Source organism: Agarivorans sp. 1_MG-2023, assembly GCF_030548385.1.
Classification (GTDB): domain Bacteria; phylum Pseudomonadota; class Gammaproteobacteria; order Enterobacterales; family Celerinatantimonadaceae; genus Agarivorans.
The window spans coordinates 1-20,818 of record NZ_JAUOSJ010000011.1 but is presented as its reverse complement, the minus strand read 5'-3'; the positions used below and the strand labels follow the sequence as shown (position 1 = coordinate 20,818).

The 20,818-nt window shown below is 44.3% G+C and carries 15 protein-coding genes; 9 read left to right on the top strand and 6 right to left on the bottom strand.

Annotated elements, in window-relative coordinates:
* Position 1: 1 nt before the first annotated feature.
* Genes lpxA through tilS form a run of 6 tightly spaced genes read left to right on the top strand, consistent with a single transcriptional unit; the run spans position 2 to position 8,402 of the window.
* Positions 2-790 (top strand): acyl-ACP--UDP-N-acetylglucosamine O-acyltransferase, encoded by a 789-nt coding sequence (lpxA, locus tag Q4592_RS15700; RefSeq protein WP_303514843.1) that lies wholly within the window; start codon positions 2-4, stop codon positions 788-790.
* Positions 790-1,932: a lipid-A-disaccharide synthase gene (gene lpxB, locus Q4592_RS15695; protein WP_303514840.1), complete on the top strand. Its 1,143-nt coding sequence runs from the start codon at positions 790-792 to the stop codon at positions 1,930-1,932. The genes lpxA and lpxB overlap by 1 nt, the downstream gene beginning before the upstream one ends.
* Positions 1,933-1,969: 37 nt before the next feature.
* Positions 1,970-2,566 carry a ribonuclease HII gene (rnhB, locus tag Q4592_RS15690; RefSeq protein ID WP_303514837.1) on the top strand — a complete coding sequence of 199 codons (597 nt, stop codon included), beginning with the start codon at positions 1,970-1,972 and terminating at the stop codon, positions 2,564-2,566.
* 2 nt (positions 2,567-2,568) lie between these two features.
* Positions 2,569-6,054, top strand: a complete 3,486-nt coding sequence (gene dnaE / locus Q4592_RS15685) for a DNA polymerase III subunit alpha (RefSeq protein ID WP_303514834.1) — start codon at positions 2,569-2,571, stop codon at positions 6,052-6,054.
* A gap of 12 nt (positions 6,055-6,066) precedes the next feature.
* Complete coding sequence (gene accA / locus Q4592_RS15680; RefSeq protein WP_137672867.1) at positions 6,067-7,023, top strand: acetyl-CoA carboxylase carboxyl transferase subunit alpha; 957 nt, start codon at positions 6,067-6,069, stop codon at positions 7,021-7,023.
* A gap of 56 nt (positions 7,024-7,079) precedes the next feature.
* Positions 7,080-8,402, top strand: a complete 1,323-nt coding sequence (gene tilS, locus Q4592_RS15675) for a tRNA lysidine(34) synthetase TilS (protein ID WP_303514833.1) — start codon at positions 7,080-7,082, stop codon at positions 8,400-8,402.
* Here the strand turns inward: tilS and Q4592_RS15670 are convergent.
* The 6 genes from Q4592_RS15670 to rcsF all read right to left on the bottom strand — a co-directional run bounded on the left by Q4592_RS15670 (position 8,380) and on the right by rcsF (position 14,053).
* Positions 8,380-9,261, bottom strand: a complete 882-nt coding sequence (locus Q4592_RS15670; RefSeq protein ID WP_137672869.1) for a GGDEF domain-containing protein — start codon at positions 9,259-9,261, stop codon at positions 8,380-8,382. The genes tilS and Q4592_RS15670 overlap by 23 nt on opposite strands.
* An 81-nt stretch (positions 9,262-9,342) precedes the next feature.
* Positions 9,343-10,488, bottom strand: coding sequence for a patatin-like phospholipase family protein (locus Q4592_RS15665; protein WP_303514829.1), 1,146 nt, complete (start codon positions 10,486-10,488; stop codon positions 9,343-9,345).
* A gap of 104 nt (positions 10,489-10,592) precedes the next feature.
* A complete protein-coding gene (locus Q4592_RS15660) occupies positions 10,593-12,293 on the bottom strand; it encodes a proline--tRNA ligase (RefSeq protein WP_303514827.1) in 1,701 nt (566 codons plus the stop codon).
* Between the two features lie 60 nt (positions 12,294-12,353).
* On the bottom strand, positions 12,354-12,974 hold the full coding sequence (locus Q4592_RS15655) for an acyltransferase (protein WP_303514825.1): 621 nt from the start codon (positions 12,972-12,974) through the stop codon (positions 12,354-12,356).
* A complete protein-coding gene (tsaA, locus tag Q4592_RS15650; protein ID WP_303514823.1) occupies positions 12,964-13,683 on the bottom strand; it encodes a tRNA (N6-threonylcarbamoyladenosine(37)-N6)-methyltransferase TrmO in 720 nt (239 codons plus the stop codon). The genes Q4592_RS15655 and tsaA overlap by 11 nt, the downstream gene beginning before the upstream one ends.
* Positions 13,684-13,687: 4 nt before the next feature.
* Complete coding sequence (rcsF, locus tag Q4592_RS15645; RefSeq protein WP_303514821.1) at positions 13,688-14,053, bottom strand: Rcs stress response system protein RcsF; 366 nt, start codon at positions 14,051-14,053, stop codon at positions 13,688-13,690.
* 171 nt (positions 14,054-14,224) lie between these two features.
* Between rcsF and Q4592_RS15640 the strand changes: the two genes are divergently transcribed.
* The 3 genes from Q4592_RS15640 to gmhB all read left to right on the top strand — a co-directional run bounded on the left by Q4592_RS15640 (position 14,225) and on the right by gmhB (position 20,590).
* Positions 14,225-17,893, top strand: a complete 3,669-nt coding sequence (locus tag Q4592_RS15640) for an ATP-binding protein (protein ID WP_303514819.1) — start codon at positions 14,225-14,227, stop codon at positions 17,891-17,893.
* Positions 17,894-17,995: 102 nt separating this feature from the next.
* Complete coding sequence (locus tag Q4592_RS15635; protein ID WP_303514817.1) at positions 17,996-19,996, top strand: methyl-accepting chemotaxis protein; 2,001 nt, start codon at positions 17,996-17,998, stop codon at positions 19,994-19,996.
* Between the two features lie 36 nt (positions 19,997-20,032).
* On the top strand, positions 20,033-20,590 hold the full coding sequence (gene gmhB, locus Q4592_RS15630) for a D-glycero-beta-D-manno-heptose 1,7-bisphosphate 7-phosphatase (RefSeq protein WP_137672877.1): 558 nt from the start codon (positions 20,033-20,035) through the stop codon (positions 20,588-20,590).
* Positions 20,591-20,818: the final 228 nt, after the last annotated feature.

Below are 20,818 nucleotides of genomic sequence, written 5' to 3'. Positions count from 1 at the left end.
TATGATTGATAGCACGGCTAGTATCCACTCTACTGCGATTATTGAAGGTAATGTAAGCATTGGCGCTAACACTACTGTAGGGGCGTTCACCATTATTCGTGGTGAAGTTACCATTGGCGATAACTGCCAAATTGCCTCTCATGTTGTGATTAAAGGGCATTCTAAAATTGGCAATAATAACCGAATTTTTCAGTTCGCTTCAGTAGGTGAAGATTGCCAAGATTTAAAATATGCTGGTGAAGATACCTATCTGGAGATTGGTGATAACAATACGATACGTGAGAGCGTCACTATTCACCGTGGTACTACTCAAGATAAGGGCTTAACAAAAATTGGCAGTAATTGCTTATTTATGATTAACGCGCACGTTGCCCATGATTGTGTTGTTGGTAATGGTTGTATTTTTGCCAACAATGCCACCCTTGCGGGCCACGTCACTATTGGTGACAACGTTATTTTTGGTGGGCAAGCAGCAATTCACCAGTTCGGCAAAGTAGGTTCTTATGCCTTTGTTGGCGGTTGCGCAGCTGTAAATAAAGATGTTCCACCGTATGTTATGGCTGTTGGAAACTACGCCAGACCTGTCGCTGTGAATACCGAAGGTTTGTTACGCCGTGGTTTTAGTAAAGATGCAATCAAAGCCATTCGCCAAGCCTATAAAACCTTGTACCGCAGCGGAAATACTTTAGACGAAGCGCTTAGCCAAATAGAACTCTCTGCAGAGCAATTTCCCGAAGTGAAACTATTCGCCGATTTCTTAAAAGAAAACGGTCGAGGTATCGTTCGCTAATGGCGCAATCTTCTTTGCATATTGCCATCGTCGCCGGGGAAGTCTCCGGCGATATTTTAGGTGCTGGCCTTATATCTGCGCTTAAAAAACAATATCCTGATGCGACTTTTTCCGGAATTGCTGGTCCGCTGATGCAAGAGCAAGGATGTAAGGCCTTGTTTGAAATGGAAGAGTTATCGGTAATGGGCTTGGTTGAGGTCTTGGGGCGTTTGCCTAGAATCTTAAAGATCCGTAAACAGCTACTTCAGCATTACCAGAATTCTCCGCCTGATGTTTTTATTGGTATCGATGCACCTGACTTTAATTTGGGTGTTGAGCATAAGCTACATGCTCAAGGCATTAAAACTGTTCATTATGTGAGTCCTTCGGTTTGGGCTTGGAAACAGAAGCGTGTTTTTAAAATTAAAGAAGGCTGTAACAAGATTTTAGTCTTTTTGCCCTTTGAAAAAGCATTTTATGATCGCTTCGACGTGCCATGTGAATTTGTAGGCCATACCTTGGCTGATCAAGTTCCAATGGATAATCCTCAAGCGCCTGCTGTTCAACAATTGGGCTTGAACCCTGAACATAAGGTATTAGCGATTCTACCAGGCAGTCGTAACGCCGAGGTGGGATTACTAAGTCCGGTGTTTTTAGAGTCTGCTAGGCGCTTAGTAAAGCAGTTTCCTGGACTACAGTTGGTTGCCCCCTTGGTCAATCAACGGCGCCGTGAGCAGTTTGAAGCTTTAATAGAAGAGCATGCTCCTGACTTAGATATTAAGGTTGTTGATGGTCAAGCTCGAACGGTGATGACCGCAGCTGATGCGATACTGCTAGCGTCAGGCACTGCAACGCTTGAAGCTATGTTAGTCAAACGACCTATGGTTGTAGCCTATCGCTTTAAGCCACTGACTTACCGAATCGCAAAACTTATTGTTAATGCCAAATTTGCAGCATTGCCAAACTTGTTAGCTGACGAGATGATTGTTCAAGAGTATGTGCAAGAAGACTGTACTAGCGATAATATTGTTGCTGAGCTAAGTCGCTTGTTAAGCACCGACAATAGCGCGTTGTTAGATAAGTTTTCTGAGTTACACCAACAGATTCGTTGCGACGCTGATAATAAGGCTGCTCAAGCAGTTGTCGACGTTATAAATAGCTAGTTTCCCCTAGTAAGTTTTGCCCTTCAACGGAGTAGTAATGACACCATTTATCTATCCTTCTGGTTTTTCTTTGTTTGCAGGTGTCGACGAAGTGGGGCGGGGCCCTTTGGTGGGCGACGTGGTCACAGCGGCGGTCATTCTAGACCCCAATAAACCTATTTCCGGCCTTAACGATTCCAAAAAACTATCAGAAAAAAAACGACAAATGCTAGCTGAAGAAATTAAAGCCAAGGCACTTTGTTGGGCATTAGGTCGCGCTAATCCGCTAGAGATAGACCAGCTTAATATTTTGCATGCCACCATGTTAGCAATGACTCGAGCAGTAGAAGCCTTAAGCGTTACCCCTGAGTTTGCTCTAATTGACGGCAATAGAGAACCCACTTTAAGTATTCCCTGCCAAGCTATTGTTAAGGGCGATGGCCTAGTGGCCGAAATCAGTGCTGCTTCTATTATCGCTAAGGTGGCTAGAGATCAAGAGATGGAAGAACTAGATGCCCGGCACCCAGAATACCAGTTTGCTAAACACAAAGGTTACCCTACCGCTGTGCATTTAGAGATGCTAGCGAAGCATGGACCTATTGATGAGCACCGCCGCAGCTTTAAACCTGTTAAACGTGTTTTAGGAGAGTTGTAGTCTTGTCTGAGATTACTCAAACGCCTGCTTTTATCCACCTTCGGGTTCACTCCGATTTTTCCATGGTGGATGGACTAAAAAAAGTTAAGCCGATTGTCGCTAAGGCGGCAGAGCTTAATATGCCAGCGATCGCTTTAACCGATCAAACTAACTTTTGTGGTTTAGTGAAGTTTTATGGCGAAGCTCATAACCAAGGAATTAAACCGATTGTCGGTTGTGATTTTTATGTGCAATCGGAAGAGTTTGGCGACGATTATTTCCGCCTGACTTTGCTAGCAAAAGACAATCAAGGTTATCAAAACCTTACGATGCTTATTTCTCGCGCTTATTTAGGTGGGCAGCATCTTGGTAAGCCAGTTATCCAAAAACAATGGTTAAGTGAGCACGCCGAAGGCGTTATTGTTCTGTCTGGAGCGCGCGAAGGCGATGTAGGCAAAGCCTTGCTAAAAGGCAACCAAGATATCGTAGAGGCAAGCCTTAGCTTCTATCAGCAATATTTTCCTGACCACTATTTCCTAGAGTTAATTCGTACAGGGCGACCTGACGAAGAAAATTACTTGCATATGGCGGTAGCTTTAGCGGCAGATAAAGGCTTGCCGGTGGTGGCTACCAATGAGGTGGTGTTTCTAGAAGAAGACCAGTTTCAACCTCATGAAGTGCGAGTGGCGATTTATGACGGATTTGCAATCGATGATAATCGTCGCCCTAAAAAATATAGCCCTCAGCAATACTTGCGTAATGAACAGGAAATGCTGGAGTTATTTGCCGATATACCTGAAGCATTACAAAACTCTGTAGAAATTGCTAAGCGCTGTAATGTAACTGTTCGTTTGGGTGAGTACTTTTTACCAGACTTCCCCACAGAAGGGCTGCCCATTGAAGAGTTCTTTTGTAAGGTGTCTTGGGACGGCTTAGAAGAACGCTTAGAGTTCCTATTCCCAGATCCTGAAGTACGTGCCGCAAAACGACCAGAGTACGATGAGCGTCTGCAAATTGAGTTAGACGTAATCAACCAAATGGGATTCCCCGGTTACTTCCTAATCGTAATGGAGTTTATTCAGTGGAGTAAGGATAACAATATTCCGGTTGGCCCAGGGCGAGGCTCTGGTGCGGGATCTTTAGTTGCCTATGCACAAAAAATTACCGATTTAGATCCATTAGAATACGATTTACTGTTCGAACGTTTCTTGAACCCAGAACGGGTATCAATGCCCGATTTTGACGTCGACTTCTGTATGGATCGCCGTGACGAAGTGATCGACCACGTTGCCGAGCTCTATGGCCGCGATGCGGTATCGCAAATTATTACATTCGGTACCATGGCCGCCAAAGCGGTAATTCGGGATGTAGGCCGAGTAATGGGTCATCCCTACGGCTTTGTGGATAGAATTTCCAAGCTGATTCCACCTGATCCTGGGATGACTCTTGAAAAAGCCTTTGAAGCAGAACCTCGTTTACCGGAGTTATATGACGGTGACCACGAAGTTCGTGAACTTATCGATATGGCGAGGATCCTTGAAGGGGTCACGCGTAATGCGGGTAAACACGCGGGTGGGGTGGTTATCTCCCCAACCACGATTACCGATTTCGCCCCCTTGTATTGTGACGCCGAGGGTAAGAACCCAGTTACTCAGTTCGACAAAAACGATGTTGAGTATGCAGGGCTGGTAAAGTTTGATTTCTTGGGCTTGCGTACCTTAACCATTATTCAATGGGCTTTGGATATGCTTAACCCAGTGCTTGAAGCTAAAGGTGAGCAGCCAGTAGATATTGCGGCAATTTCTACCACCGATCAAAAGTCCTTTAAATTATTACAAGACTGTAAAACAACGGCGGTATTCCAGCTGGAATCTCGTGGTATGAAAGACTTAATTAAACGTCTCAAGCCCGACTGTTTCGAAGACATGATCGCATTAGTGGCATTGTTCCGTCCGGGACCCTTACAATCAGGCATGGTAGATAACTTTATCGAACGTAAGCACGGTCGAGAAGAAGTGTCTTATCCCGACGAAACTTGGCAACACGACAGTTTACAGCCGATCCTAGAACCTACTTACGGCATTATCTTGTATCAAGAACAAGTGATGCAAATTGCTCAGGTCCTTGCCGGTTATACCCTTGGTGGCGCCGATATGTTACGACGGGCCATGGGTAAGAAAAAACCCGAGGAAATGGCCAAGCAACGAGCAGTGTTTGAAGAAGGTTCTATCAAGAACGGAGTTGATGGCGAGTTGGCCATGAAGATTTTCGACTTGGTGGAAAAGTTCGCAGGCTATGGCTTCAACAAGTCTCACTCGGCAGCTTATGCATTAGTGTCTTACCAAACACTATGGATGAAAACGCATTACCCAGCCTACTTTATGGCGGCGGTAATGTCGGCCGATATGGACAACACCGACAAAATTGTTACCTTGGTTGACGAGTGTAGCAATATGAAATTGAAACTGGTTCCGCCCGATGTGAATACGGGCTTATTCAAGTTTTCGGTCAATGCCGACGAAGAGATTGTTTACGGCATTGGTGCTATTAAAGGTGTGGGTGAAGGCCCGATTGATGCGATTTTGGCCGCGCGCGAAGGTAAACCCTTCATTGACTTATTTGATTTTTGCTGTCGACTCGATTTAAAGAAAATAAATCGACGAGTGATTGAAAAGCTTATTATGGCGGGCGCTTTAGATAAACTAGGCCCTCACCGAGCAGCAATGATAGCTAACTTGCCCACTGCAATGAAGGCGGCTTCGCAGCATGCTCATGCCTCCGCACGGGGTCAAGAGGATTTATTTGGCGTTATTGCTGAAGAAGATGATGTTCGCCCTGAATTTCTTCCCGCAGAAAAATGGACCGAGAAAGTATGGCTAGAAGGGGAGAAAGAAACCCTAGGCTTATATTTAACCGGCCATCCCGTTAATCGCTATGTGAAAGAGTTTCGTCACTATACTACTGGTCGTCTGGTGGATATTCGCCCAACAGCCAGAGGGAAAACCTCCACAGTGGCCGGCTTGGTGCTCTCTACTCGAGTGATGATGACCAAACGTGGTGCTAAAATGGGCATTCTGCAGTTAGATGACAGAAGTGCCCGATTAGATGTTATGTTCTTTAGTGATGCCTACGACACTTACCAAGATTTATTAGAAAAAGATCGCATGTTGGTGATTCAAGGAGAGGTCAGCGTTGATGATTTCTCCGGAGGCATTAAAATGACAGCTCGTGAAGTCATGGATTTGTCGATGGCCCGCGAACGTTGGATGAAAAAGCTGCGTTTGAGCATGTGCCGAGATCAACTTGATGAGGTGTTCTGGCAGCGATTTTACCAAGTATTGGAGCCTTACCGAGCGGGAACCTGTCCGGTAACAATAAGTTATGAGGGCGATCATGCCAGCGGCATGTTAAGCTTAGGCACCGATTGGCGAATTACGCCAAGTGAAGATTTAATAGAGGCGTTGACCCAACTATTGGGGCAACAGCAAGTCACCCTAGAATTTAATTAAGAAAAAGATTATATGAATCCGAATTTTCTAGAGTTTGAGCAGCCGATTGCTGAGCTGCAAGCGCAAATCGAAGAATTGTGCATTGTGAATGAAGAATCTGGCGTAGATGTAGATTTACAGGAAGAAATCTCTCGTTTGCAACAAAAGCAAAACGATTTAACACAAAAAATATTCTCAGACTTAGGTGCTTGGCAAGTGGCGCAACTAGCGCGTCATCCAAATCGTCCTTACATGTTAGATTATATCGAACACATCTTTACTGATTTTGATGAACTAGCAGGCGACCGCGCTTACGCAAACGATGAAGCGATTATTGGCGGTATGGCCCGTTTAGACGGTAAACCTGTAATGGTTATTGGCCAACAAAAAGGCCGTGAAACCAAAGAAAAAATTCGCCGTAATTTCGGTATGCCAAAACCTGAGGGTTACCGAAAAGCGCTGCGTTTGATGGAAATGGCTGAGCGATTCAAAATGCCTATCATCACGTTTATCGATACACCCGGAGCATATCCTGGAGTAGGCGCTGAAGAACGGGGCCAAAGTGAAGCTATTGCCAAAAATCTGTTAGTCATGGCCGGTTTAAAGGTGCCAACCATTTGTACCGTTATTGGCGAAGGTGGCTCGGGTGGCGCGTTAGCTATCGGTGTGGGCGACCGTGTAAATATGTTGCAATACAGTACTTACTCGGTAATTTCTCCTGAAGGTTGTGCGTCTATCTTGTGGAAGAGTGCTGATAAAGCGCCAGTAGCTGCTGATGCCATGGGCATTACTTCAGAACGCTTGAAAGAGTTGGATTTGATTAACGATATCGTTGCTGAACCATTAGGTGGCGCGCATCGAGACATTCCAACTATGGCACATAACCTTAAAGCAAAATTAACCAGTGACTTGGATGCACTATGTGCGCTAGATGTTGATACCTTGCTTGAGCAGCGTTACCAGCGTTTAATGTCTTACGGTTACTGCTAAACACAGTCTCAAGGCATTGAGTTGTTTAACTCAATGCCTATTAATGAGGTTTCTTTTTGTCTATCCAATCTCTCTTTAATCACTCCTTCAAACAACTTCCCATATCTATTACTCGTATTGTGGTTGCTTACAGCGGCGGCTTAGATTCTCGAGTATTGCTCCATTTAGCTGCTGAATTTGTACGTTCGCAAGCTGATGTTGAACTGCTAGCTGTGCATATTAATCACGGTTTACAGCATTCTGCAGCGCAATGGCAAGAACATTGCCGTCTACAAGCGAATGATCTGTCGGTTGAATTTGTTGCTGAACAAGTATCGGTTGAAGTGAAACCAAGAGAGAGCTTAGAAGCGGTGGCGCGTGAAAAACGCTACGCTGCGTTAGCAAAACATATAGATGCTAAAAGTTGCTTGCTTACGGGTCACCATGCTGATGATCAGTTTGAAACTTTTACCTTGGCATTAAAAAGAGGCAGTGGATTACAGGGCTTAGCGGCTATGCCGCCATGCCGCAGTTTTGCCAAAGGTGTACTGCTGAGACCACTATTAATGTGCAGCAGGGAAGCGCTAGAAACCTACGCTATACAACAGGGCTTAACTTGGGTAGAAGACCCCAGTAACCAGAGCTTAGAGTTTGATCGTAACTTTGTTCGCCATCAAGTGTTACCAACATTAAATAAACGCTGGCCACAGTGGCTACATACAGCGCAAAGAAGTGTTCAGCACTTACAAGAAGCCGTGAGTTTACTTGATGAGCTGGCCGAGTTGGATTACCAGAACTGTATTAACGACCATGCTTTGGTGATTGCGTCACTAACAATGCTTTCACAAGCGAGACAAAAGAACTTAATTCGCTTTTGGTTTAAGCAGCTAGATTGGGACTATCCAAGTCAAAGCCAGTTAGCGCAAATTATGCAGCAAATCGAGGCTAAGGACGACGCTAAAGTCGCGATTACCTTTTCTGAAGGGCAGCTGCGTAGGTTTAAAAATAAACTGTATTTGGTGAACTCTAAAACACTCGTTGAAACGGAGTCCACCGTAGCTTGGTTATGGGATACGCAAAGAGCCATCAATCTTCAGAATAATAGTCAAATTAGTTGGCAAGCCGGCGGCAGTTTATTGCCACCTAGCAAAAATCAGCAGGTAACTATTCGTTTTAGACAACAGGTAGAGCAGGGTAGCTTTGATGCCTTAGAGCGTAATGGGAATCGCAGTATTAAAAAGCTGTTGCAAGAAGCCGGGTTAGCACCTTGGCTGCGTAATAGAATCCCCTTTGTTTTCTATAATGATGATTTAGTGGCGATTGGCAATTTGTACACCCATCGCCAGTTCAGTTGCACTAATAATCAGGGCATTACACTTAACTGGCAGTCGGCTTGTTAGCGTAGAGTTGTTCATCGGCGAGTTGAATGAGTCGCTCGCTGTTACAACCCGGCGCCCATTCACTCACACCTACACTGGCAGATACATCGTATTGCGCTAGTTGTGGCGACTCTTCTAGTTTGGCGTGTAAGCGATTAATCACTTTCTTGGCTGATTGTTCTGTGGCTGGTCGCAACAACATGGCAAACTCATCACCGCCAATCCTAAATGCTTGGTCGCCGCTACGAATCACGGTTTTTAGCACTTCGGCAAAATTGATCAGTACTTGGTCGCCAACAGGGTGGCCTAGTGTGTCGTTTACTTGCTTAAACTTATTCAAATCCAACAGCATTAATACCAAACCACCTTGCTCTCTGTTTTGGCGAGTTTGCTGTTCAATAGAGGTGTGTAAGGATTCATCAAAATGTGCTCGGTTACCAATTCCTGTTAAGTAGTCGTTACGCACTCGTTCCTGTAAGCGTGCAATTTGTAGTGCATGTTTAAGGGGAGCTTGTAAGATCTGGCTTAACTGACGCAGTTGTTCAATTTCACTGCGCTGAAAGGGGGTATCACGTGTAAATGTCGCAATCGCTAAGGGTTGATTGTTGTGATTTAAACTAAAGCTGCGGTAGTAGCGTTGTCCTTCAAACAAATTCACTTCTGTTTGAATAGCATCGCTGACTAAGCGGATAGCGGAAAACTCTACATAGTTGGTTGCCACTGCGGCAAAGTTTTGCAGTAGCTCGTCGAGCTGCAAGCTGTCCTGCAAAGACTCAATTATATTGAGTTTTTGTGCCGGGTTAAGCTGAACTGTACTAGAAAAATGTGATATTTTTCTTGGGCTTACCACGTTACTTTGAGCCAATTGTAATGAATCCATACTTACTTTACTCTTTGTTTAAACATCCAACGAGGTGTCAAAAAACACCACTGCATGAGAGTAAAGCAAATACTAGGCCAGCTAGTTTTCTAAAAAAGCCAAAATTTTGTCAATTTGCTTAAGCGTATCCTGATAGCCCTCTCTTATCAGATAGTTAGTGTAGGCCTGCTCGAACATTAAAAAGCTAGTAATTGCCGAAGGTTTATCTTTTTTAATACCAAGCGTGGCTAGCATTAAGCGCACGCTAAGCGGAAGGTGTGAGTAGTGATCGTGAGCGATTTGCTCAAAATCTATCTTAGGTTTAATACTTAAAGAGGTGACAGGTCTGAGATCCAATTGCTGTTGTTGTTCTGCGTTGAGAAGCTCAATGGTGCGGTTAATTCGTTGTAAGCGTTCCAAGTCTGAATTAAGCGTATCAGAAAAAATAGAATCCAGTAGATGACCAGCAATAGCCGCACTGTTTGGTGGGGGGCAGTCTATTGCACACGCTGGCTTTCTTGGCTGTTCCAAGTGAATCGCCAGTATTTTGTCTGCGCCTAAATGAATTGCCGGGCTAAGTGGGCAAAGCTGGTGAATTGACCCATCACCATAATAATCTTGACCTACTTTGGCTGCAGGGAAAATGAGAGGAATAGCTGTGGATGCCATTAAATGGGTGGTATGGATCTGCGTTTTTTTGCCGTGACGCCGGGCTCGTTGCCAGTCTTGCTGTTGCTGAGTAGCTTGAAAGAAAGATAGAGACTGGCCATCTTGGTAGTTAGAAGCTGTGACCGATAAAGCATCTAAGTAATTACGGGCAATGTTTTGATCAATACGCTTATAGTTTAGGTAGTTATTTAACAGCTCTTGCAATGGTTCATTGTTGAGTAATGAGAAACCGTTTCGTTTACTGTAGTCAGCATGTAGGCTTTTACACAGCATTGAAGATAGTTGTTTAGCAATGGCTAGCCCATCGGTTCTAAAAACTTGCTTACATTGGAAGTTACGCCAAATATATTCGAGCTTTTTAACCCCAAGGCGAAAGCAAGAAGCATATACCGCCAGTGCGGTTGCATTGATTGCCCCAGCAGAAGTGCCACATATAACAGAGAAAGGGCTAGCATGATTGCGAGGGTATTGTTCGGCAATGGCTTTTAGTACGCCAACTTGATAAGCAGCCCGTGCGCCACCACCTGTGAGAACAAGCGCGACTTTTTGTTTGGATTTTGCTCTAGGCTTTTGATTCATAATTATATGTTAGCACAGCGGTATTTGGCCGCTTGTCAGAATCATCACACACCAGAAACAAAAAAGCTGGCTATAGCCAGCTTTTAGTTGAAGCAAGTATAAACTTAGAATTGATTGAAGATGTCTTCAATTGCTACTTCTATTTTCTCGCCGCTACGGCGGTTTTTGTATTCGATCACGCCTTTGTCTAAGCTGCGGTCACCAATCACGATAACGTGAGGAATACCAATTAGCTCGATGTCTGCAAACATTACTCCAGGACGTTCTTTACGGTCATCAAACAATACATCGATGCCTCGCTCTTTGGCTTCTTCATAGAGTTTGTTGGCTACTTCCTGCACGCGATGAGACTTATGCATATTCATTGGCACAATCGCCAGCTTGAACGGTGCAATACTGTCAGGCCAAGTAATTCCGTATTTGTCATTGTTCTGCTCTATAGCAGCAGCCACAATTCGAGATACGCCAACACCGTAACAGCCCATGGTTAGGGTTTGATTTTTACCCTGTTCATTCAGTACCGCTGCATTCATTGATTCCGCGTAAGCTTCACCTAATTGGAAGATGTGACCGACTTCAATACCGCGTTTTATCGCCAAGGTACCTGAACCGCAAGGGCTTGGGTCGCCTTCAACTACATTGCGTAGGTCTGCAACTTGGCCTAGCGCTACATCACGCTCCCAGTTAATGCCAAAGAAGTGTTTATCATCAACGTTAGCACCTGCGCCAAAATCACTACAATGCGCAGCTGCGTAGTCTACAACAACAGGCATTGGCAAATTAACTGGGCCTAAAGACCCCGGTCCGGCACCTACTGCTGCTCGTATTTCTTCTTCGCTAGCGAACTCTAACGGAGAGGCTACATCGGCTAACTTCTCTGCTTTAATGTCGTTTAGTTCGTGGTCACCACGAATGATCAAGGCAATAAGCTGATGCTCAGATTCTTCGGTGGCTTTAACAATCAGCGTTTTAACTGTTTGTTCAATTTTTAGTTCAAATTGCTCAATCAGTTCAGCAATGGTTTTAGCATTTGGTGTTGCAATTTCTTGCATCTCTTGGCTTGGCGCTGGGCGTTCGCCTGCTGGTGCTATGGTCTCTGCTTTTTCGATGTTTGCCGCGTAATCGCTACCATCAGAGAATACAATGGCGTCTTCACCTGATTCTGCTAATACGTGGAACTCATGCGATACACTGCCACCGATGCTACCGGTATCAGCCAATACAGGGCGGTACTCTAAACCTAGACGTTCAAAGATACGGCAATAACCCGCATACATTTCATCGTAGGTTTTCTGTAAACACTCTGGAGATAAGTGGAATGAGTATGCGTCTTTCATCAAAAATTCACGCGAGCGCATTACACCAAAGCGTGGGCGAACTTCATCACGGAACTTGGTTTGAATTTGGTAAAGGTTAAGTGGTAGCTGTTTGTAGCTGTTAACTTCTTTACGCACTAATTCTGTAACAACTTCTTCGTGGGTTGGGCCTAGAACAAAGTCGCGCGAATGACGATCTTGAAAACGCAACAGCTCTGGGCCAAATTTGTCCCAGCGACCTGTTTCTTGCCACAAGTCTGAAGGTTGAACGGTAGGCATGTGGATTTCGATAGAGCCACAGGCGTTCATTTCTTCTCTTACAACTTGTTCTACTTTATGCAGAACTCTCACCCCATTGGGTAGCCAAGTATATAATCCAGAGGCTAATTTTCTGATCATGCCGGCACGCAGCATTAGCTGGTGAGAGACAACCTCGGCATCACTTGGCGTTTCTTTCTGAGTTGCCAGAAGATATTTGCTAGAACGCATATCTATCCTATCATTTTTGCTATTAAATTCCGGCGATTGTAGCAGGCAAATTTCGCTCTGTCAGGCCTTGTCACGACGGTCGCCAATGATTTTTGCAGGGTTACCTGCAACGATGGCCCATTCTGGTACATTTTTAGTCACCACTGACCCCATTCCTACCACTGCGTGGTTGCTAATATTTACGCCATCAGTGATACAAACATTTGCGCCAATCCACACATCTTCACCAATGTTTATACCTTGTGACTGACTGTTTTGTTGCCATATAGGTTGGTCGGGGTGCATGCCATGATTAAAGGCATAAATTTTCACCCCATTCGCTATTCTAGAGTTTTTGCCAATGCTGACACCCTTTTGACCGCCATCAATGGAGCATCCGTGATTAATTGCTACATGTTCGCCAATAGATAAAGGCCCATGCAAAAAGCACTGAGCGGCCACAAACGAGTTTGCTGCAATATCGATTAAGCGACCTGGCTCAGCAAATAACTGCGCATCGGGCGCGATAAAGCAGTCCTCGGCCAAGGTGACTGTTTCAACAGCTTGTATGTGTTGTTGAATTGCTTGCTGCCAAGGCTTCGCCCATTCAAGGTGCTTATCTTTTAAGCGGTAGTACAACCACGGCATCCAAGCCAAGCGTTGTTTGTGCTGTTGCTGGTAATCTTCAGGGCTAAGTGGCATAACTCACCGACATCACTGTGATGTATTGCTGCCCCTGCGGGTTAATGCCTACTTTCCAGCGAATGTTTAAATCAAACAAAGCCACGCCATATTCTTTATCATCTGCTTTATGTTGTTTGTAAGCAGGCCGAGGGTCTTGTGCTAAGACTTGCTCAATCACCCGGTATTGCTGATCGCTCAGTGCCAAGGCTTGAGATTGTTGGTTGGCCTGAGGAGAAAAGCTCACTGGTAATAAAACTGACGGTGCTTGCTGAGCATAACCTGCCAATGCATCGGGTTTACTGTCTGAGTAAGGTAAGTAGGGTTTAACATCGTAAATAGGTGTGCCGTTAACTAAGTCTCCACCTCTAAAGTGCAGAGTAGGGCTTTTCGTATCGCGCTCTACGTGGCTCAGTTCCATTAAGGACAAGCCTAAATGGTTAGGTCTAAAACTAGAGCGAGAGGCGAGTACACCCACTTTTTTGTTACCGCCTAAGCGGGGAGGGCGCACTTTCGCTTTCCAGCCTGCCGCTATATTTTGATGAAAAGCGAAGATTAACCATAAGTGGCTGAACTGTTCTATTTCAGCCAACATGTCTAGATCGTTAAATGGTTCACACAAGACTAATTTACTGCTTGTTGCGGTGACTAAATTGGCTTGTCTAGGCACCGAGAATTTTTCTTGGTAAGGGGAATGAATATGTCCCAAAGGTTCTATGGTTAAGGTCATAAGCTTAAATTTTGTAGGCCTTACCAAAACAGCTCATCATGGCGATACACGCAGCGGGATCTTTAATGGGGTAGCATTGCTGTACCGTTACCGCGTTTGCACCAATACTAGCCGCTTGAGCGCGTAAGTCATTACGGGCGTCCACTTCTTGAGGTGGCGCTTGGTTGGTTTTTTCTTGGCAGCTTACCCCCTCTACAATACCTATATATTCAGCATTCAGTGGGTCAATATCCTCTGCTTGATACACTGTAACGTCGGCCGCGGGTACGTAGTTCTCGAAGTTCTCTTTATCTACGTTGGTATTGAATGAGTAATTGCCACTGCACCCTAAAATGCTAAGGCTTAATACTGCTGTTAAAATGAAGCGCATAACTATCCTATTGATAAAATACTTGAAGCTGGTCATTGGCTGGTACAATTGACATATACTTATTGATAATACAGGGTTTATTATAACATCACTTACTTTCGCTTGCTGTTTCTAGTTTCATGCTGAATAGCGAAAATAATCCTGTAAGGATGGTTTACCAAGGATAGGGTAATGTTTAAACCTTGTTTCAGCATGTTCCAATCTCTCGATCTGGCTTGGCGTCATAGCGTAGGCTTGCTTTTTTCACTTGTGGTGGTGGTGGCGTTAGCCTTTTGGGGGCAAAGCGTTGACGCTACTGTGCCGCCGTTGGCCTCGTTGCTTGTGGCCGTATTCAGTATTATTTTGCCTTTATCTGTTGGCTTTATGTGTCGCAGATTTTATCGAAAAAAATACAGCTATACCATGTTGGTATTTGGTGCTGCCTTCTTCTCCGTCACGGGTTTAGAACTGTGTTATTTCGTGCTTCACCACCAATCCTTTTTATCGCCATTACCTCACTCTTCTAACATCGTTGCAGTATGGGCTGGGTTAATCACTCGCGGTTTTTTAGCGGCGGTACTCTTGATATGCGGAATATTGCTGAGTCGTTATGAACGTTTAGCTAATGGCGGCAAAATGAGCATTTCGGTATTGGCCATTGGTAGCATTATTTTTGCTGTGCTCAGTGTGGCTTTTCTCTATGTTGTTTCGCTACCTTTCATGCAAGTTACCTTAGATCATTTACGTTCGGTACTTGAACTGCTTGTTACGGTTATTTTTGCCGTAGCAATCGCCTATTTTGGTTGGCGAGGTCGATGGTTACATTGCACTTTAGAGTGTGGTGTTTTTGCCTGTGTTTGCATTCAATTTATCTTGTATTTTTGGCCTGTTTCGCCAGAACTTGGTGCTAACAGCTTAGCGGTATTCTGTTTGGCGCTCATTAAACTCTTAAGTTACTTAGTGGTGAGTATTGCCATTTATATTGAGCTTAAAGCGCCAGCCCCGATGAGTGACGTTGAGCGAGAGCATCGACGAGAAGATCGTTTAATTCGTTTAATGGAGAGGGCAAGAGGGAAGAATCACTCTTGGTTTACACGTACCAAAAGCTCGATTAGCACCTACGTTACTTTGCTCAGTGGCTGCTTGGTAGTTGCTGGAGTGCTGGTTACTTATCTGATTTTCTATTTTTCTTTTGTGTCTAGTTTAGAGCTTGAGCGTAAACAGCAGCTGAGTTTGCACAATGCTATTCAAGTCGAACGTTTAGACCGTGAAATAGACCACGCCTATGAAGAAATTCAACATTTTGCTGAGCCAGCGTTGCTTAGTGGCTTTATTCAACAGCAGTATGTTGACGGGCAGTTTTTAAATATCGAACCGGCTTTTTGGAAGTCGCGAATAGAAAATGATATTCGCCACGAACTAAAGCGTGAAAAAGCTCTCGTTGCAGTACATTTAGTGGTCGTTGCTCAGGGACAACAAATTGATTATTTGTCAGTGGGTAAACAATATGGTCAAGCCTTACCTAAAACCTTACTAAAAAAGGCAGAGCTAGCACCTAATGCGGCCCACGCTCAAACCATTCGTCAAGCTAACCAAGGTTTTTGGTATTTAGCGCATGGTGTGCAACACCATTCTGGTGAAGTGGCTGCGATTTGGTTATTTCAATATCAACTAGACGAACTGTTCAAATCCTCTCAACGTAACTCTGCTTATGGACTGCTTGGTGAAGCCAATCAACATAGTGGTGGTCCGTTATTGGTGTTTGATGTAAATGGTGAACGGTTGTGGCGAAGTAAGCTGAATAAAAACGACAGTGGCAGGTTTCAGGCGTCTGAATACCAACGTTTGAAAGAGTTAATCGACTCACCCGTTAAAGATGTAGCCAATCAAGTGATAACCTTTGGCTCCTATATACTCAGTATTCAGCGGCTTTCTTATTTCGTTAATAATAAAAAGGAATATTTGGATTTAGTCCAAATAGCTAATTACCAAGATACTATTGCTGCATCACAAATGGCGGCTAAACAAGCGTTGCTAGCGGCAACAGTAGTGACGGGTTTAATGGTGTTGGTCGGGTGGTTTTTTGCGCACACCATTGTATCGCCGCTACGTTATATTACTAATGCGACCTTATTATTCGGTGAGCGTAATATTAGAGTTACCTTGCCAGAAAAATCTCACGACGAAGTGGGCGTGTTAGCTAAAGCAATTGGTCAAATGACAGAAAAGGTAGACGCTCGCACCGATCAGCTAAATAATGAAATTGCTCAGCATCAGAAAAGTCAAAAGCAACTATCTTTAGCGCAAAAAGAAGCAGAAGCTGCCTCGTTGGCAAAAAGTGATTTTTTAGCCATGATGAGCCACGAAATCCGTACTCCCCTAAATGGCATTATAGGTATGGCGCAGTTACTGAGTGCTTCTTCACTGAGTGCTGAACAAACCGAACATCTCAATACTATTCGTTTATCAGGTAAGGCCTTACTGGTGATAGTGAATGATGTACTGGACTTTTCTAAAGTTGAAGCTGGCAAAATGGAGCTACGTTTAGACGCCTTCAACTTAAAACTCACGTTGTTAGAGGTGGTTAAGCTATTTTCACCTCAAGCGAAGTCTAAGCATATAAAACTGCAGTTAGATTACCCTGAACACTTGCCTGCTGTGTTTATTGGAGATCAGGGGCGAGTGCAGCAGATCTTCATAAACCTTGTTAGCAACGCCATTAAATTTACTGAGGTTGGAACTGTAAACCTAAGCGTAGAATATTATCCTGATGCCAGCATTGAAGAGACAGTTGTTCTAAGAGTTACCGACAGCGGTATTGGCATAGCCGAAGAAGCCATTGCCGATTTGTTTACTCCCTTTGCTCAAGCTGATAATTCAACCACTCGTCGTTATGGTGGTACTGGATTAGGCTTGGCTATTTGTCATCGTATTGTGTCATTAATGAACGGTGACATTAGTGTGCAATCTGGCTTAGGTGTGGGATCTGAGTTTCGCGTTAGTTTGCCCATGCAAAGTGTAGAAGATGATGTGTTGAGTGTTGGGACTAAGGAGGAGCGAGAACACATCGAACTTAGTCGCTTAAGTGGTCATGTACTTCTAGTGGAAGACACTCTAGTAAATCAACGCGTAGCAAGTCATATGCTGAATAGTTTTGGTTTGAAGGTGATGATCGCCAGAGACGGCCATGAAGCGATAGACTTGTTCAAGCGCTGGGGCTCTAAGTTGTCGCTGATCCTCATGGACTGCTTGATGCCAGATATGGACGGTTATGAAGCCACTACAGTGATCCGCGAGTTAGAAAACCACGCACAGCGTATTCCTATTGTTGCATTAACGGCCAGTGTTAGTGTTGAAGCCAAGCAAGCTTGTTTTGACGCAGGCATGGATGATTTTGTCACTAAACCTTTTGACCGCGTTGGCTTATATGTTTGCCTGCGTAAATGGTTGAGCGCGCGTAACGAGCGAGGGCGCAAATTATCTAGCCATCAAATGCCTGCCCCAAAAGACTACCAATACATCACTGCGGCTGATCTAGATAACTTAAGCTCAAGCATGGGAGAAGAGTTTGAGTCATTGCTACATGAGTACAAAAAAGGTGCTGAAGCCATGATTGTTGAATTGACCCAAGCGTTAAATGCAGAGCGCTATCAAGAAGCGATTCGTCTAGCCCATGGTTTAAAATCAAGTAGCAGCTATTTTGGTGCCAGCCGTTTACAGCACTTGTGTTTTCAACTTGAAGAAGGATTGAAAATTAAACCGATAACACAGGAAATATTAGGACTTGCTGCTGCTTTAGAGGCTAACCTTCAAGAAACTATGCTGGAAATAGAACAGCATATGCGCTTATATTCTAAGTGATACCTATTTGGGTTTACCGGATGTAAACCCAATCGCTGGATAACGCCTCCAAGGTCTTGGCTTATCTTCAGCATCTTCATTTCAATAAAGGGAGCTTCGTCAGTGTCTATTTCCAATAAACTATTATCAGCATTTGGCTTTATGGCTGTACTAATGGTTATTTCTGCTTTCATCGTATTTGTTCAATTAGGCAGTATTACTCAAAAGGAGCGGCAAATAGTTGAAGTTAGTGTTCCTGTTGTTGCCCAAAGCAAAGAAATTGAAAGCCAGTTGCAGTTAACCGTTAGTTCGCTGCGTGGTTATCTTATTCATGGAGCCGACAAACAACGTGCCGAGCAGTTTCAACAGCTGTTTGAGCAATCATGGCAAAATATTGCGGCTAGCCTAGAACACCTTCAAGCTTTAACCACTGCAGGTGTGCCTGAACAAACAACCGCGAGTTTTGAGCAGCTCAAAGCGTTACAGCAACAAATTATCAAGATTTCAAACAGTGAAGACAACTTACCTGCTCATGCTCTGTTGTTATTTGATATAGCGCCCTTAGCAGAAGAAGCGATGAACCAAGTGTCTAGCGCTGTTACCGAAGAGGTATCACAGTCAGGTCTTTACAGCCCTAAAAAACGAGTACGTTTGTTGGCTGATATGAGCGAAGCACGTAATGAACTGGCTAATGCTTTAACCAGTTTAAGAAGTTTTATTATTACCGGCGATAGTTACGAGCAGGAAAAATATCAAGAATACTTTGCTAGACATAAGCAACGGGTGGCAGATGTAGAGGCTGCCAGCAGTCTGTTTACAGAAGAGCAAGCTAGGCTTTGGCAACAATTTGTAGAGTTGGTTGATATATTCGTCCCCTTGGTAGATGAATTGTTTGTGATTCGCGCAGCCGAGGATTGGAATATCGCTAACTATAGAATGGCTAATGATGTTATCCCGCTGGTGGAGGATATTCAGGTTCAGCTAGATAGTTGGAATCAACAGCAGCAGCAACAGTTAGAAAGCCACCAATCGCAATTGGAAACTCTTGGTAAACAAATCGTATTTGTGGTGTTTGCTGGCGCCGCTATCGCGGCTTTGCTCGGTGGCATAGTGGTTTTATGGTTAACGCAGCAGATTAAAACGAGCTTGGGCTTGGTTAATCAGAGAGCCGTAGAAATTGCTAATGGTAATCTGTCTAACCCACCCTTAAAGGTAACAAATAAAGACGAAGTAGGATTATTGACCACCTCAGTTAACGCTATGGCGGAGCAGTTAAAGGGGCTCATCGCCGAGGTTAATCAAACGGCGGCAGACGTTAGCCAAAGCAGTGTTCAAGTATTTGATAAAAGCAGCGGCATTGGTGCAGCGCTAGATGAGCAACGCTCAAAAGTAGACTCTGCAGCCACCGCGATTGAAGAAATGTCGGTTGCCGCTCGAGAAATTGCACAAAATACTTCGCAAGCAGCTGACCACGCTAGAGAATGTGGAGAGGTAGCCGAGCAAGGTGGTGGCGTAGTGACTGATACCATTTCCATTATGAAAAAAATTGAAGGTTCAGTAGGGGACAGCAATCAGCATATTGCCAAATTAAATCTAGCAGGGGCAGAGGTTGAGAAAATTACCGATGTTATTGCAGGTATCGCTGAGCAAACTAATCTTCTCGCCTTAAACGCCGCAATTGAAGCAGCTCGTGCTGGTGAGCAAGGGCGGGGTTTTGCAGTGGTGGCCGACGAAGTGAGAAGCCTAGCTAGCAGAACCAGTGAATCTACAGAAGAAATTGCACGTATCATTAATCAGATTCGCAGCCTCACAGAAGCCGCAAACCAAAGTATGAGCCAAAGTACCGAACTGGTATCTAGTGGTAGAGAAGTGGTAAATAAAGCTGGAGATGCTTTACAACAAGTCATTGGCACTACTCAGGGGGTAACTGAAATGGTGACTGCAATTGCCGCTGCTACTGAAGAGCAATCTGCAGTAGCAACAGATGTTGCCTCTACGTTAGAAACTATTGCTTTGATTGCTCAAGATTCGGTTAGCGAAGCTCAGTCAAGTGTCAATGATGCTAAAGCCTTAGAAGAAAAGTCGATTCAATTGAAACAACAAATCCAACGATTTGTATTGTAGAATTGGCGCTTAGATAATTAACAGTAGAACTATGTAATGAAGCAGCCCGCTATTTTTCTCGACCGTGATGGTGTAATTAACCACGATCGTGGTTATGTTTCTAAGGTCGACGACTTTGAGTTTATCGACGGCGCTATAGAAGCAATGCAACAACTAAAGAAAGCTGGTTGGCTTTTAGTGGTAGTCACCAATCAAGCGGGTATTGCTCGAGGCTATTTTAGCGAAGAGCAATTTGTTAGTTTGACCGAATGGATGGATTGGTCATTAGCAGATCGCGGCGTAGATCTAGATGGTATCTATTTTTGCCCACATCATAGTAAATATGGTGACGAAACTTACCGTCAAGATTGCGATTGTAGAAAACCACAACCAGGTATGTTGCTAGAGGCGGCCGCTGAACTAAATATCGACTTATCTAAATCTTGGTTAGTAGGTGACAAAGCATCTGATCTTCTCGCGGCTAAAAATGCTGGTGTACCTAATCGATTATTGGTTGAAGGCCAGTATCCAATATCAGAACAAGAAGCAAAGCTAGCCATCGCCAAAGTTGCTTCTCTACAAGATGCTGCAGTGTATATTCAACAGCAGGGTTAGCTCATTAGCTAAATGATGCGTTTTCCATACCGTTATCTCTTTTGGCTTGCGCAAACTCTCTTTTTAAACTTACTTTTGTTGTATTTTTAGTCAAAAATGGTGGTTTTGTTTAGAATGTGAGCAAACGGTGCGGTAAAGCGCATTTTTGGCAAAAAAACGCTTGCACCAAAATCGCGGATCCCTATAATGCGACTCCACTGACACGGCAAGCGGCGCTGCAAAGCAAGG